Genomic DNA, 13,704 nt, shown 5'->3' with positions numbered 1-13,704 from the left:
TCAGACGCCGCGCCGCAGCACGCCACCGACGAGGGCGATGATGAAGAGCACCACCGCCACCCAGAACAATATGCGCGCGGCGTCGATCGCCGTGCCGGCGACGCCGCCGAAGCCGAAGAAGGCCGCAATCAGCGCGACCACGAGAAAGACGACGGCCCAGCGCAGAAGATCGCTCATCTCTGTCTCCTCCCATAGAGGATGGATGAGGGATAACGTCGGCGCGCCCAACGGGTTTCGCGCGAGAGGAGGCGGAAATGAGCTTGGGGACCAGAGCGGGAACGGGCGCGCTCCCGCGCGCCGACGGCGAGCGTAGCTTCACCATCAATTTCGGCCCTGTGCATCCGGCCGCGCATGGCGTGCTGCGCCTGGTGCTGGAGCTCGACGGAGAGGTCGTCTCCCATGTCGACCCGCATGTCGGCTTCCTGCATCGCGGCACGGAGAAGCTCATCGAGGACAAGAGCTATCTGCAGGCCCTGCCCTATTTCGACAGGCTCGATTATGTCGCGCCGATCAATCAGGAGCACGCCTTCTGCCTCGCCGCGGAACGGCTGCTCGGCCTCGCGGTTCCCAGACGCGCGCAGCTCATTCGCGTGCTCTATTGCGAGATCGGGCGGCTGCTCTCGCATCTGCTCAACATCACCACGCAGGCCTCCGATTGCGGCGCGCTGACGCCCAATCTCTGGGGCTTCGAGGAGCGCGAGAAGCTGATGGTCTTCTATGAGCGCGCCTCCGGCGCGCGGATGCACGCCTGCTATTTCCGTATCGGCGGCGTGCATCAGGACCTGCCCGCCGCGCTGCTCGACGATATCGAAGCGTTTTGCGATCCATTCCTGAAAGTCTGCGACGATCTCGAAGGATTGCTCACCGATAATCGCGTCTTCAAGCAGCGCAACGCCGACATCGCCGCCGTATCGCTGGAGGAGGCCTGGGGCCTCGGCTTCTCCGGCGTGTTTGTGCGGGCCTGCGGCGCGCAATGGGATTTGCGCAAGGCGCAGCCCTACGAATGCTACGAGGAGCTGGATTTCGACATTCCCGTCGGGCGTCACGGCGATTGCTACGACCGCTATTGCGTGCGCATGGCCGAGATGCGCCAATCGACGCATCTGATGCGCCAATGCGTCGCTTTGCTGCGCAGGCCGGAAGGCCGTACGCCGATCGCCGTCGACGACCATAAGGTGACGCCCCCCAAACGCAGCGTGATGAAACGCTCGATGGAGGCGACGATCGAGCATTTCAAGCTGTTCAGCGAAGGGATTCACGTTCCGCCCGGCGAGGTCTACGCCGCCGTGGAGGCGCCCAAGGGCGAGTTCGGCGTCTATCTCGTCGCCGACGGATCGAATCGTCCCTATCGCTGCAAGATTCGCGCGCCTTCCTTCGCCCATCTGGCGGCGGCCGACCGGCTCTCGACCGGCCATATGCTGGCCGATGTCGCAGCCATCGTCGGCTCGATGGATATCGTCTTCGGAGAGATCGACCGCTGAAAAAGGAGAAGCCGACATGCCGACGACGCTCGCGGAAAAGACCTGCACGCCCTGCCGCGGCGGCGTTCCGCCGCTCGACCGCGCAAAGGCCGAGGCTCTGCTCGCCGAAGCGCCCGATTGGTCGCTGATGGACGAAGCGCGGCGCATAGAACGCGGCTTTCGCTTCGGCAATTTCCGCGAGGCGGCGGAATTCGTGCGCCAGATCGGCGAATTGGCCGAGGCGGAAGGCCATCACCCGGATATCGCCTTCGGCTGGGGCTATGCGACCGTCTCGCTGCAAACGAAGAAAATCCGCGGCCTGCACGAGAACGACGTCATAATGGCGACGAAGATCGACCGCATCTTCTCGCGCTGGCGAGGCCTGCCTGCAGGGCGCATGTGAGGCCGACCCGTCCCTTGCGCCGGCTTTTCAAAAGCCGCCCGCTCTAGTACATGTCCGTGTCGCGGTCCCGGTAGCTCAGCAGGATAGAGCAACGGTTTCCTAAACCGTAGGTCAGGGGTTCGAATCCCTTCCGGGACGCCACTTCGCAACTGTCCGGACCGCGTCGCCTCGAAACCTCCGCTCGGCGGGGCCGCCGCCGGTCCGCGGCGAGTGTTGCGCCGCCGCACGCGTTCCTCGCCGAACAAATCGCGCCTATTCGTCTCTCGTTAGCCCGGTTTTCGTGCGAGCGCCGGCTTCCCTCGGAATTTTTCGTTTGCGCTGCGGGATGCATCTGCCATAAAAATCGCGGGCGTCCATAGCGAGCTCGTGGGTGGACCTCGGCTCCGAGCGGGGATTTTTGCAAATGGCCGACGCGCGCAGAGTTTGGGTCGCCGGGCACAAAGGCATGGTCGGCTCCGCCGTGACGAGATGTCTCGAGGCGCGGGGCGAATCCGTATTGAAGGTCGATCGCTCCGTGGTCGACCTCCGCAATCAGATTGCAGTCGAGGTCTGGCTGAAGCAAAACCGGCCCGACGCTATCGTATTCGCCGCTGCGAAAGTCGGCGGCATCTACGCCAATGACACTTATCCGGCCGATTTCATCTACGACAACCTCGCCATCGAGACCAATATCATTCACTCCGCTCATGCAGCCGGCGTAAATCGTCTCGTTTTCCTCGGTTCCTCCTGCATCTATCCGAAATTCGCGCCGCAGCCGATCACGGAGGGCGCCCTGCTGACCGGGCCGCTGGAGCCGACCAATGAATGGTATGCGATCGCCAAAATCGCGGGCATCAAGCTCTGTCAGGCCTATCGCAAGCAATATGGCCGCAGCTACATCTCGGTGATGCCCTGCAATCTCTACGGCCCGAACGACAATTTCGATTTGCAGACGAGCCATGTGCTGCCGGCCCTCATCCGCAAATTTCACGAAGCCAGGGAGGCCGGCCGCGACGAGGTGGTTGTTTGGGGCACGGGAACGCCGCTGCGCGAATTTCTGCATGTCGACGATCTCGCGCGCGGCGTCGTGTTCTGCCTCGATAATTATGACGGCTATGAGCACATCAATTGTGGCGCGGGCTCCGAGGTCACGATCCGCGAGCTCGCCGAGACGGTGCAGCGCGTCGTCGGATTTTCCGGCCGGCTCGTGTTCGACACGACCAAGCCGGATGGCACGCCGCGCAAATTGATGGATTCGAGCCGGCTTCGCGATCTCGGATGGACGCCGCAGATTTCCCTCGACGAGGGAATCGCCGATGCTTATCGATGCTTCCTCGCCAAGGAGAAAGCCGAGCGGGCGCCGGTCCTCGAGCCCGTCGGCTGACGCTCCGAGATTTCGAGAGCAATGGTCGCACTCGAACGAGACGGCGCGCACGCGATTTGGCGCGCGGCCGATGTTGCGAACTGATCCGCGATCGCGATGCGACGGCTCCGAGCTGACACGAAAATGAGGCCACGTCCCGAATTTTCGCAGTGATCGGACGCTGGGCAGCGTCCGATCCGACCCTCGAGAGAAAGGAAGCAACAGGCTCTCCTCGCCCTTCGCCGGAGGGGCCCGAGCTTTTTGTCGAGAACGAGTTGACTAGATGAAATATCGCTATATTGGTTGGAAAAGTCAACGATTTGAGGCCTGCGTGTCGATCGCCGAATCAGCCAAGAATCTCGTCCGATCGATGAACCTCGGCAAGCTCTTCGGACGTTTTCCCCGCCGTTTCGACATCGTTCCCCTCATCGACCTAGAGACGACAGCGAATGCGGTCGGCGAGTGGGAGGTCACCGGCGGCGATCCTCAATTCGACCTCGCAGGCTTCGGCGTCATTCCGCTCCCCGCCGGCCCTTATGCGATTCGGTCGGTCGGCGGCGCAGCGCTCGACCAGCTCCGAGAGGCCAGCATCTACATCGACACCGGGTCGGGATTTTCCGAGGACGCGCGTCAACGCATTCGCTTTTTCGAAGAGCCCGACGGCGGATTCACCGCCTATTGCCGCTTCGCCGCGCCGGTCATGCGCATTCGCTTCGATCCGGCCGACGGCTCGCGGCCCGTTTTCTCGCTTCTGCAGCTCGAATTCGAGCCGACCTCCGCTCAGGAGCAGGCCGCGCGGCTTCGGCGCGAAAGCGAAGGGCGCATTCGCCTGCTCATGAATTTGGTGCGCCTGCTCCCGGAAACCGAAGGGGCCGGCGGCGCCGGCCGCGTATGCAAGGCCTATCTCGCGCATCTGCCGGACTTCGTCACGCTGCGCGTCGCCGTCCCGCCCTATCACGCCGATCTCGCGCAGCGCTATCCAAAGGCCGAATTCGTCGTCGTCACCGCCGACGACACTGCGCAAATGACGCAGCATCTCGACTGGTGCGACTGCTATTTCGACCCGCTGAACGCGCTGCGTCCGACCTATATTCCCAAGCATGTGCCAGTGCTCGGTTGCGTTCTCGATCTGCAGCACATGCATCATCCGACATTCTTCTCCGATACAGAGAATGCGATGCGTCTGCGCGAATACGGCTATGTGTTCGATCGCGCCGATCTTCTCGTCGCCATCTCCGAATTCGAGAAACGCAACTTCGAGAGATTTTACGGCGTCGACGGCATTCACGTGGCTCACCTCAGCGGCTTCATGGCCGAGGACGCCGGCCTGTCGCGAGACGACATCGCCGCCGCACGCGCCCAGAGCTGCGACGCCGGTCGCTATCTCATTTATCCGGCCGTGCCTTGGGTTCACAAGAACCACGAGATATTATTGCAGGCCATCGCCCTGCTCCGCCGACGAGGCCTCGACGTTCCGATCATGCTGACCAACACGGGCGCGAAGAAAGATCGCGTCGCGGAGCTGAAGGCCGTGGCCGCGCAGCTCGACGTCTCGGACCTCGTGCGGACCGAGTCCTTCCTCCCAGAATCGACGCTGCTCCATTATTTCGTCCATAGCGCCGGCCTCGTATTTCCATCGCTGTATGAAGGTTTCGGCATCCCCCTCGTCGATGCCATGAAGCTCGGCGTTCCGATTTTGACGGGGACATCCTCTGCGATCCGGGAAATCTGCGGCGACGCTTGCGCCTATTTCGAGAATGAACGCAACGCAATCGCCGTCGCCGACGACATAGAGCGCTTCTGGCTCGACGAGGACCGCCGCCGCGCGCTCGCCGAAAAAGGCTTTGTGCAAGGCGAAAATTTCTCGTCGCGAAAAATGGGCGAGCAATTGACGAAGGCCATAGAGAGTCTCGTCGAACGCAAGAAGCGCGACGCCGCCGCCGATGCGCCCACGTTTCGACGCGAGAAGCGTCCAGCGATCATCGAGCGTCTCGCCGTATTCGCGCTCTATCTCGCGCCGCTCGACGCGGACGAGACCGCGACTTTGCGCGAGATCGAGGATATAAATCGCTATCATGCGCATCTCTTCGGCGCGCAGGCCCAGGTGACCGTCGGCGTCGACATCTCCCTGCTACGCGACGAAACACTGCGATCCCTATTCACGAAAGCGCGTCGACTGATCGTTTTCGACTCGTCCAAGCCCCGAGCGCGCGAGCTCGCGACGCGCGAGTTCAGCCATCGCTACAATGACGCGCTCTATCAGCTCGTCACCACTCTGCCTCAAAGCGATTCCCTTTATCGGGCCAATATCATGGACGCGCTTTTGATGGGTCTCGATCTCAATCCGACGGCGACGCACGGCGAGCTCGATGTCGGCGCCGCCAACATCACGCTCGACCCGCCGCCGACGGAAATCGAGGGCGTCCTGCGATATGAGACGCGGCGCAGAAGCGGCTATGCGGTGGTCGATGCGGTGATCCGCCGCGGCGGGCCGCTCAGCGATCTATACAATGGCGACATCGCCTATCTCAGCGCCTTTTGCACGCGGGGGACGCGTCTGCGCTTTCCCGGCCGCGTCTCTCCCCCTGACGATTCTCGAGCCGGTCACTGACAATGAGAATGGCAGATATCTTCCTTGGGCGCGATCGTGCGAATGTCGAAGGCAAAGCGCCTCCGACATCGGAGAGGCTACGCGGGAAGCCGGCCGCCCCGCAGAAAAAGGAGCATATCTACCCGATCGTGGGCGTGGTGACGCCGGTCCGCAATCGGCGCGACTGGACGCTCGGCTTCGCGCAGAGCATGAGAAAACAGAATTATCCTTTTTTTCGGCTCTACATCGTCGATTCGGGCTCGACCGACGGCACGCCGCAGGCGCTCCGCGCGCTCGGCGCGAGCGAGATCACCGTCATCGACGACCCCGATTGGCACTATTGGACCGCGGCGACGAATTCCGGCGTCGTGGCCGCGCTGAAGGACGGCTGCGACTATATTCTCACGCTCAATGACGACGCCATTCTTCCCGACGATTTCATCGCCAATATCGTCGAGGGCGCGCTCGAGAGCGACGCCCCCATCGTCGGCAGCGTGATCTCCTTCGCCAATGATCCCGGCCGGCTCTGGGGAGTCGGCGCCTATAATGATTGGGAGAACGGCGCCTTCGTGCAGACCGGGCTCGCCAATCTCTATGAGGATGCGCTCGACGCGAAGACGCGAATCGGCGCCGATATGATCGCGGTCGACTATCTGTGCGGCAATGGCACGCTCGTCCATAAATCCGTCTTCGAGAAGATCGGCCTCTACGAGCAGCGCAACGCGCCGCATTATCATGCGGACAGCGAATTCACCATGCGCGCCGAAAAGGCCGGCCTCCCGCGCCTCGTCGCCCTTCGCGCACGGCTCTATAATCGCTTCACGCTCGACGCCGACGGCCCCTTCTCGAAGAAGAATATGAAATTCTTCTCTCTGCGCTCGGCCAATTTCGTGCGCCCGATCCTGCATATTCTGAACGAATATTGCCCGGCGGAACATCGCACGCGCGCCTTCGTTTTCTATTATGGCCGCTATTTGTCGCTCTTCGACGCGCGCGCGCGATCCAAGCTCCTGCGCGCCGTCAAATTCATGACATTGTCGAGCGCCGAGCGGCGCGCTTTCGCGCCGCGCCTCGTGCCGCCCGCCGATCCCGCCTTTCTCGCCTGCGACGATCTCGAAATTCTTCTGTCTCTGCCGGCGCTCGAATTCGTCCTGCTCGCTTATGCCTATCTGCTTCAGCGCAGCTGCTCCGACAATGAGTTGCACAGCTATGCCCATGCGATCGGCGCCAGAAAGTCGCGCGAAGCGGCCATCGTCGAATTCGTCGGGTCGGGAGAATATCGCAGCCGCCCGCGTCCGCTGGTCGCGGAGCTCGATGTCGCGCTTTCCGCGCCACGTTTCGGCGAAAAGAAAATCGACGCCGCGCTGGATATGTCGGATTCGCAATTCACGCTGGCCTGCCTGTTGGCGGCGCGAGGTCGCGCGCCCTCGCGCGACGAATTTCTCAAAGCGCGACGCCTCGTCGCGACGCGGGGACGCGCCGCCCTCGTCGACGAGCCGAGCGATTCCCGCGCCCTGGCGTCGCCGACCTTGCAGGCTTTGTCGGAGACGGTCGCGAGACGTGTGGCGGCGCCGGCGCGAGACGACGCGGTCCACGTCTATGTCAATATCGACGTGCTCTGCATGGCGATCGTCGATCCGAAAGCGAGAACCGGCGTTCATCGCTATGCGAAGAATGTCGTGAACGAGATGCTCGACGATTCCCGCGTGACGCTGCGCGTCTTCCATTCGCCGTCGCTGCGGCGCGAATGGAGCCGACTGGTCGAGGCGGAGCCCGTCTGGCTCGAGCGCGAGGCTCACGCCGAAGACCCGATCCCGGCGCGCGCCGTCGTGCTGTTCCCCTATTTCCCGATCGAAGCCGCGCCGGCGCGCTTCGCCGCGCTGCCGCAATGCATAATGATGCATGATCTGTTTCCGCTGGAGCGGCCGGAATGGTTCAGCGCGGAGGCCGTTTCGACATTCCGGCGCCAGCTGCGTCAGCTCCTGACGGCGAGCCATATCTTCTGTAATTCACGCGCGACGCAACAGCAGCTGCAGAGCGCTCTGCCGACGCTGCGGGCCTCCTCGTCCGTCGCCTATCTCGCCGCCGACGGGAGCGGCCGGACGGGGCGGCGCGAGCTCCGCAAAATCGTCGATCTGCCGCGGAGCGCACGTTATTTTCTGTGCATCGGCACCATCGAGCCGCGCAAGAATCTGCTCAATGCGATCTCCGCCTTCGCGCTTCTGGCGAGCCGGCCGGAAGCGCGCGGCCTGCATATGCTGATCGTCGGCCAGGAAGGATGGAATGTCGACCTCGCCGACCTCCGCAAGGCCGCCTTCGATGCGACGAAGCGGATACATTTTCTCGGGCGTGTGCCGGACGCAGACCTCTGGACTCTCTACGAAGGCGCGATCTGCACCGTTTTTCCCTCGCTCGCCGAAGGGTTCGGCCTGCCTATACTCGAATCCTTCGCCTGCGGCGCGCCGGTCGTCACTTCTCGCGGCTCCAGCACGGAAGAGATCGGCGGCGACGCCGCTATACTCGTCGATCCGCTCGACCCATCCGAAATCGCCGCGGCGATTTTGCGTATCGCCACCGATACGACAGAGCGGCGGAGGCTGAAGATGGAAGCCCTCCGCCGCGCGCAGGATTTTTCCTGGGCGCTCTGCGCCGAAGCTCATATCGCGGAATTCGAGCGCCTGACGAAGAGATGAGACGAAAAAGCGCCCCCTAGAGAGGGGCGCTTCGCATTTCGTCACAGAGCCGCAAAAGGCGCGCGGATCACGCCGTCTGCTGGATCGCGGAGAGCTTCCAGGCCTCGGGCCCTTCTCCGGCCGGGCGGCGGAAGGTCCATACCTCGGTCGATTGCGTCGGCTGCGAGGCGTCGCCGGAAACGATCTTGCCGGTCGCGCGATCGATGAAGAGATCGATCAGCGCGAAGCGCATCGCCACAGTCGCATATTCGTCCTGGCCCTCGCGCCAGGCCTCGGAGAGATCGCCCTGCAGCAGCTTCACCTCCGAGATGCGGTTGATGACTCCTTCGCGCGCATTGGCGCGAATGTCGTCGGAGAAATAAGAGACCATCTCCGGCGTCGCAAGATCATGCAGCCGGCCGATATCCTCCTGACTATAGGCGGATTGGGCGTCGGAGAGCACGCGCTCGAAAGAGCTGAAATCCTCTGGACGCAGGCTCAAGGGCTCGCTGGCGGCGTGACGCGCCGCGGCCGCGCCGCCGCCGAGACCCGTCCCGCCGCCGGTGAAGGCGAAGGCGCCCGGACGCGAGCCGCCTCCCGCGCCGCCCATGGCTCCGGCGAAGCGACGGCCGGCGAACCATTGAAAGGCCAGCCGCGCCAGAACGACGATGATGGCGATCTGGACCAGAAGCCCGATGATCGAGGCGAGGCCGCCGAGCCCGCCCATCAGCCCGTTGCCGGAGAGGAGGCCGAACAGGCCAGCGCCGAGCAGGCCGCCGGCGAGGCCGCCGAGCAAGCCGCGTCCGAAGGCGCCGCCGGCCGGATTGGCGGCCGGGCGCTGCGGCGCGGCCGGCTGAGCCTGCGGCTGAGGCGCCGGTTGCGGAGCCACGCTGCGCTCCATGGGCGCAGCCGGTCGCGGCGCCGTAGTCGTCGCGGGCGGCGCCGTGAAGCTTCGCGAGCCGCGGCTTCCCGAACTCGCGCCGCCGCCCATTTTGGCCTCGGCGAGCGCCGGGGCGAAAGCAATGAGCGCGGCGAGCGCCAGGGCCGGCAGTGATTTGGCGTTCGATGTCCAAGTCGACATGACTATCCTCGAGCGGTTCGCCCAGAGATGAGGAATCACTCGGGCGCAATCTATATAGGAATGCTCCGGGCTCGCGGCAAAGGGCCGCGCGGCGGAAGCAGAACCGTTTTCGACGCTCATAAGGTCGCAAACTGTTCTAATTTTCCATTTAGACGATTCGATGCGAAGAGGGGGTCTCTAGCGCGTGACGCTGAAATTGGTCTTCGTCGCCGCCGTGGCGCGCAATCGCGTCATCGGCGCAAAGGAGCGGACGCCCTGGCGGCTCGCGAGCGATCTCGCGCGTTTTCGCGAGCTGACCTGGGGCAAGCCGCTGGTCATGGGGCGGCGGACGTTCGAATCGATCGGGCGCGCCCTGCCCGGCCGCGAAACCGTCGCTCTATCGCGCGATCCGGATTTTCGTCCCGAAGGCGCGCATGTGGCGCGCAGCCGCGCGGAAGCGCTGGCCCTCGCGACGCGGCTCGCCGAATCGATGCGAGCGCCGGAGGTCATCGTCGCCGGCGGCGCGCAGGTCTACTCGGCCTTTCTGCCGCAGGCCGATGTGATTCACCTCACCGAAGTGGCGCTGACGGTGGCCGGCGACGCATTGTTCCCAGCCCTCGATTCCGCCCAATGGCGCGAGACGCGGCGCGAGACGCCGCCCCGTCTGCCGGAGGACGAGGCGGATTTCCAATATCTGCGGCTCGAACGCAGGTGAAAGTGGAAGAGGGCGCAAACAGCTGTTGCAGGCCGGGGAACGTGAAGCTATAAACCGCCTCGACCAGCGGCGGCCGCTTCGCGGACGCCAGATCGGAGTGTAGCGCAGCCTGGTAGCGCACCTCGTTCGGGACGAGGGGGTCGGAGGTTCGAATCCTCTCACTCCGACCAAATTCATGAAAATTCGGCGTTTCGGGCTTCGGTTCCGTCGCTTGCGCATATCGGCGAGATCGCGTCGGTAGATCGATCCGAAAGGACGCCGCGAAGGCGGCGGCGAAGCTCTCGCTCCCACCTCCAGCCGGCTCGACAGCGCGGTGAAGCCGGCGGCGTCGCCTCCTCCTCGCTCACTCCTCCGCGCCGGCGCCGCCCGAGACAATGACGCCGAGCCATTCCACGAACCAGCTCGGCGGCCGCTCCGCCCAAAACCCCCGCCAGCGGAACAAATGCGCGTGGGAGAGCTCATATGTCAGCACGGGCGCGTACCATTGGCCTTGGCGTAATTATCGTAGGAGGCGTAGACGCCGATGATCGTCGTGCGCGCTAAGCTGCGCCCATGCGCTTCCGCGACGCCGCGCATCGCCTCCGGCAGCATTCGCCCGACGACGACGGAGCAGCCCTCGGCTCCCGGCTCGTGACGAACGGGCGAATCGGCGGTCGGCGCCGGCAGCCGTTTCGGATCGTTGAAAGCGGCCGACGCGAAACGCGACAGGCGCATGGCGAGGCCGACCAGAGCGACGAAGGAGACGAGCAAAGCAAAACGAGAAACATGTTGCACGATGAAAACCCGGCTGCGTCGCGACGCGTCCATACAGCGCCCGCGCGAGCCATGCCGAATGCCGGCGCCAAATAATATGCGCCGACACACATTCTGAAAAAAACGTCTCAGCGCGAGCCGATCGAGACCGGCGTCCAGCCCCCCGCCTCCATTTCCACCGCAAAAGAGACGCCCCGGGCGATGAGCTTGTTGCGGTTGGCGACGCCGGCCACCGGCGCGCGATCGGAGGTCGCGATCTCGGCGATGGGCGCGCCGGGGAGCGCCGTCTGCTCGGGCCGGGCCAGCCCGCTGAGCCGTCCGGCGACCGGCGCGCGCACCGGCTCTTCGCCGAGAAAACCCAAAATCTCCTCGGCGTCGATGCGATCCCCAATCGTCTTGCGCGCAGCGAACGTGCCCTCGCGAGCGGCGATCACATCCCAATAATCGAGCGCGAGGCGATCAGCGTCGCGGCGAGGCGGCGGCGCGTCGCCCGCCCTCAGCACTGCGCCCGGATCGAGCCCGTCGGTCGCGACGACGAGATCGCAATCGCTCCCGGCCACGAAGCCGGAGCCGACGCCGATCGTCAGCACGGCCAGATCGGCGAGCGCGCGCGGGGGCCGCTCGTCATGATCCGGCGCGGAGACGATGACGTCCCAGGGCCAACGCTCCACCACCTCGTCGAAAGGCCGCAGCAGAAGCGGCAGAAATTGCCGCGTCTGCATTCCGCAGAGAAATTCGCTCGGCCGATCGGCGCGGCGCGCCTCGACTCCGCCGAGCGCGGCGACGCCGTCGAACCAGGCGTCGGCATAGCACATGCGCCGCCGTAGACTCCGCGGCGGCCGCTCCTGATGAAGCACAGTCGCATAGCCTTCGCCGATCAGCCGTCTGGCGACCGCCGACGCCCTTTCCCCGACGCCGCAGACGAGCACGCAGAGCTCTTTGTTCATCGACCCTTCTCAGCCTCGATACGCACGCGACATATCGATAGGTATCAGAATTACATATTGCGGCGCAACCCGTCGTGCTGCGGCGCAATGCGGGCGCTCTCCCTCGCGCGATCACGAGAGATGCGAGACGCCGCGGCCTGCTGTATAGCAGAGCCTCCAGCGATCTTGCGCGCGCGAAATGACCCACACGCACAGCCTCACCATCCGCATCTATTACGAGGACACGGATTTTTCCGGCCTCGTCTATCACGCCTCCTATCTGCGTTTCATGGAGCGCGGCCGCACGGAGCTTTTGCGCGATCTCGGCCTCGGCCAGCGCGAGCTTCTCCAGGCGCAGGGCGGATTGTTCTTCGTCGTGCGCGCCATGACCATCGACTTTCGAAAGCCCGCGCAAATGGACGATCTCCTCATCGTAGAGACGGTCGTTCGCGAAGTGTCGGGCGCGTCTTTCGATCTCGATCAGCGCGTCATGCGCGGCGGGGAGTTGCTCGTCGGCGCGCAAGTGAAGATCGCGGCCGTGGAAGGCGGCCGGCCACAGAGGCTTCCGGCGGAAGTGCGTAAGAAATTCGCCGCAGTCGCCACGCCCCGGTAGTCAGTTTGGAATTTTGCCTATCGGGATGATCTCAACGCTATATTCGCCAAGCATTTTTTCTGAGTCGCCGATGACGATCGATGAACAGCGCTTCTCGTGAAATTCGTAGGTCGTGTGGACGAATTGTATCAAGCAAAGGCCAGCGGCGAAACTGACGATCGATCTGAAGTTTCGTTCCGTCTTTTCGCATCGTAGGGCGACCCTTTTGAATCGCTTGAGCCGGCCGAAGCCTTGTTCGATGCGAGCGCGAGCTTTGTAGAGGGCCTTGGCGAAGAACTTGGGCCGCTCCTTTTCGTTGGCCTTGTGCGGGATCACGGGAGCGATGCCCCGCTTCCTCGCCGCCTCGCGGTTCGCCTTGCTGGCATAGCCTTTGTCGCACACGACGGCGCGAGGCTTCATATCGGGTCCGATATCGAGCAGGGTTTCGAAGTGGCGCGTGTCGGAAGCCTCGCCGCCGGTCAGGTCGAAGCCGATGATCGTTCCCGAGGCATCGGCTTTCGCGTGGATTTTCGTCGTGAAACCGCCGCGCGAGCGCCCGAGCGCTTGCCCCTCTTGCCCCCTTTTGCGCCAGCGGCGGAGACGTGAGCGCGCACGATCGTCGAGTCGAACATTTGGATGAGATGGGCGGAAGCGCTCATCGACGCGAGCGTGTCGAAGAACGCCTCGAACACGCCGGCCTTGCTCAGGCGATCGAACCGCTTCCAGACGCTGTTCCAGTGACCGAACCGCTCCGGCAACGCGCGCCATCGCACGTTCTCGACCGTGAAGAAATGCAGCGCCTCCAGGAATAGTCGGTCGTCCTCGGCTTTGCGTCCTCGACGAGGAAGGCAGGCCCGAAACACGGCGAGCACATGCGCCCAGTCCTCTTCATCCATCCGCGTCGACATGATTTCCGGCCTCCGAATCGGTCGGAGGTCTATGAATCACACCGGATTCACGCTGGGAATCGTGAAAATTCGACCGCTCTTAATTCGTCCACACGACCTAGCATTACAGTTGCTTTTTGAGATGGGCTCGCCTTGCTTCGGCTTGGTGCGCTCGTCGCCATAACGACCATGCGATGACGAACTCGGGGCGAATGCGTTTTCGTGCGAGGCGCGTGGCGATGCGTCGGATTTCCTGCATCGACCAGCGGATCAGTTCGCCGTCGACGACGGTCGCGCAGTTTTT

14 protein-coding genes, 2 tRNA genes and 1 pseudogene are annotated in these 13,704 nt (G+C 63.8%); 9 read left to right on the top strand and 8 right to left on the bottom strand.

The window, feature by feature from the left end; genetic code table 11:
- Positions 1 to 177: a DUF1328 domain-containing protein gene (locus FMZ75_RS16290; protein ID WP_024880202.1), complete on the bottom strand. Its 177-nt coding sequence runs from the start codon at positions 175 to 177 to the stop codon at positions 1 to 3.
- A 77-nt stretch (positions 178 to 254) separates the two neighbouring features.
- Here FMZ75_RS16290 and FMZ75_RS16285 point away from each other — a divergent pair, with 77 nt between their 5' ends.
- The 6 genes from FMZ75_RS16285 (at position 255) to FMZ75_RS16260 (ending at position 8,488) form a co-directional block, all read left to right on the top strand.
- The gene (locus FMZ75_RS16285) at positions 255 to 1,481 is read left to right on the top strand and encodes an NADH-quinone oxidoreductase subunit D (RefSeq protein WP_166144234.1); all 1,227 of its coding nucleotides are present in this window, start codon (positions 255 to 257) and stop codon (positions 1,479 to 1,481) included.
- A 16-nt stretch (positions 1,482 to 1,497) separates the two neighbouring features.
- On the top strand, positions 1,498 to 1,863 hold the full coding sequence (locus FMZ75_RS16280; protein WP_166144232.1) for a 4a-hydroxytetrahydrobiopterin dehydratase: 366 nt from the start codon (positions 1,498 to 1,500) through the stop codon (positions 1,861 to 1,863).
- 64 nt (positions 1,864 to 1,927) lie between these two features.
- A tRNA-Arg gene (locus FMZ75_RS16275) sits at positions 1,928 to 2,004 on the top strand.
- A 262-nt stretch (positions 2,005 to 2,266) separates the two neighbouring features.
- A complete protein-coding gene (locus FMZ75_RS16270) occupies positions 2,267 to 3,226 on the top strand; it encodes a GDP-L-fucose synthase (RefSeq protein WP_166144207.1) in 960 nt (319 codons plus the stop codon).
- A gap of 310 nt (positions 3,227 to 3,536) precedes the next feature.
- A complete protein-coding gene (locus FMZ75_RS22205; RefSeq protein WP_166144205.1) occupies positions 3,537 to 5,816 on the top strand; it encodes a glycosyltransferase family 1 protein in 2,280 nt (759 codons plus the stop codon).
- Positions 5,817 to 5,950: 134 nt separating this feature from the next.
- A complete protein-coding gene (locus FMZ75_RS16260) occupies positions 5,951 to 8,488 on the top strand; it encodes a glycosyltransferase (RefSeq protein WP_166144203.1) in 2,538 nt (845 codons plus the stop codon).
- 67 nt (positions 8,489 to 8,555) lie between these two features.
- On the opposite strand, the gene FMZ75_RS16255 is transcribed toward FMZ75_RS16260, so the two are convergent.
- Positions 8,556 to 9,548, bottom strand: coding sequence for a Tim44 domain-containing protein (locus FMZ75_RS16255; protein ID WP_166144201.1), 993 nt, complete (start codon positions 9,546 to 9,548; stop codon positions 8,556 to 8,558).
- Positions 9,549 to 9,732: 184 nt separating this feature from the next.
- On the opposite strand from FMZ75_RS16255, the gene FMZ75_RS16250 reads away from it, so the two are divergent.
- Positions 9,733 to 10,242, top strand: a complete 510-nt coding sequence (locus FMZ75_RS16250; protein ID WP_166144199.1) for a dihydrofolate reductase — start codon at positions 9,733 to 9,735, stop codon at positions 10,240 to 10,242.
- Between the two features lie 93 nt (positions 10,243 to 10,335).
- Positions 10,336 to 10,412: transfer RNA gene (locus FMZ75_RS16245), tRNA-Pro, on the top strand.
- A 173-nt stretch (positions 10,413 to 10,585) separates the two neighbouring features.
- On the opposite strand, the gene FMZ75_RS21950 is transcribed toward FMZ75_RS16245, so the two are convergent.
- The 3 genes from FMZ75_RS21950 to FMZ75_RS16235 all read right to left on the bottom strand — a co-directional run bounded on the left by FMZ75_RS21950 (position 10,586) and on the right by FMZ75_RS16235 (position 11,942).
- Positions 10,586 to 10,714, bottom strand: coding sequence for a hypothetical protein (locus FMZ75_RS21950; protein ID WP_255461822.1), 129 nt, complete (start codon positions 10,712 to 10,714; stop codon positions 10,586 to 10,588).
- Positions 10,708 to 11,016 carry a hypothetical protein gene (locus FMZ75_RS16240; protein WP_166144197.1) on the bottom strand — a complete coding sequence of 103 codons (309 nt, stop codon included), beginning with the start codon at positions 11,014 to 11,016 and terminating at the stop codon, positions 10,708 to 10,710. Before FMZ75_RS16240 ends, FMZ75_RS21950 begins: the two co-directional genes overlap by 7 nt.
- A 107-nt stretch (positions 11,017 to 11,123) precedes the next feature.
- Positions 11,124 to 11,942, bottom strand: coding sequence for a hypothetical protein (locus FMZ75_RS16235; protein ID WP_166144195.1), 819 nt, complete (start codon positions 11,940 to 11,942; stop codon positions 11,124 to 11,126).
- A 178-nt stretch (positions 11,943 to 12,120) separates the two neighbouring features.
- Here FMZ75_RS16235 and ybgC point away from each other — a divergent pair, with 178 nt between their 5' ends.
- Complete coding sequence (gene ybgC, locus FMZ75_RS16230; protein WP_166144193.1) at positions 12,121 to 12,534, top strand: tol-pal system-associated acyl-CoA thioesterase; 414 nt, start codon at positions 12,121 to 12,123, stop codon at positions 12,532 to 12,534.
- Here the strand turns inward: ybgC and FMZ75_RS16225 are convergent, their stop codons facing one another.
- From FMZ75_RS16225 to FMZ75_RS21370, 3 genes and pseudogenes are all read right to left on the bottom strand, one after another.
- Positions 12,535 to 13,281 carry an IS5 family transposase gene (locus tag FMZ75_RS16225; protein WP_166144191.1) on the bottom strand — a complete coding sequence of 249 codons (747 nt, stop codon included), beginning with the start codon at positions 13,279 to 13,281 and terminating at the stop codon, positions 12,535 to 12,537.
- Positions 13,251 to 13,409: pseudogene (locus tag FMZ75_RS22200) on the bottom strand (transposase); the annotation flags it as partial. The pseudogene FMZ75_RS22200 and the gene FMZ75_RS16225, both read right to left, overlap by 31 nt.
- Positions 13,410 to 13,524: 115 nt before the next feature.
- A partial coding sequence (locus FMZ75_RS21370; protein ID WP_207783479.1) for a hypothetical protein occupies positions 13,525 to 13,704 on the bottom strand: 180 nt, incomplete at its 5' end.

It is taken from the genome of Methylosinus sp. RM1 (genome assembly GCF_011378635.1).
GTDB classification, from domain to species: Bacteria; Pseudomonadota; Alphaproteobacteria; order Rhizobiales; family Beijerinckiaceae; genus Methylosinus; species Methylosinus sporium.
The sequence above is the reverse complement of the archived record's forward strand: the minus strand, read 5'-3'. Positions and strand labels throughout refer to the sequence as shown.

Bases quoted from the DNA above. Each gene is read 5' to 3' on its own strand.
- FMZ75_RS16290 (WP_024880202.1), bottom strand. From the start codon at position 177: ATGAGCGATCTTCTGCGCTGGGCCGTCGTCTTTCTCGTGGTCGCGCTG.
- FMZ75_RS16285 (WP_166144234.1), top strand. From the start codon at position 255: ATGAGCTTGGGGACCAGAGCGGGAACGGGCGCGCTCCCGCGCGCCGAC.
- FMZ75_RS16280 (WP_166144232.1), top strand. From the start codon at position 1,498: ATGCCGACGACGCTCGCGGAAAAGACCTGCACGCCCTGCCGCGGCGGC.
- FMZ75_RS16270 (WP_166144207.1), top strand. From the start codon at position 2,267: ATGGCCGACGCGCGCAGAGTTTGGGTCGCCGGGCACAAAGGCATGGTC.
- FMZ75_RS16255 (WP_166144201.1), bottom strand. From the start codon at position 9,548: ATGTCGACTTGGACATCGAACGCCAAATCACTGCCGGCCCTGGCGCTC.
- FMZ75_RS16235 (WP_166144195.1), bottom strand. From the start codon at position 11,942: ATGAACAAAGAGCTCTGCGTGCTCGTCTGCGGCGTCGGGGAAAGGGCG.
- ybgC (WP_166144193.1), top strand. From the start codon at position 12,121: ATGACCCACACGCACAGCCTCACCATCCGCATCTATTACGAGGACACG.
- FMZ75_RS16225 (WP_166144191.1), bottom strand. From the start codon at position 13,281: ATGGCGCGCGTTGCCGGAGCGGTTCGGTCACTGGAACAGCGTCTGGAA.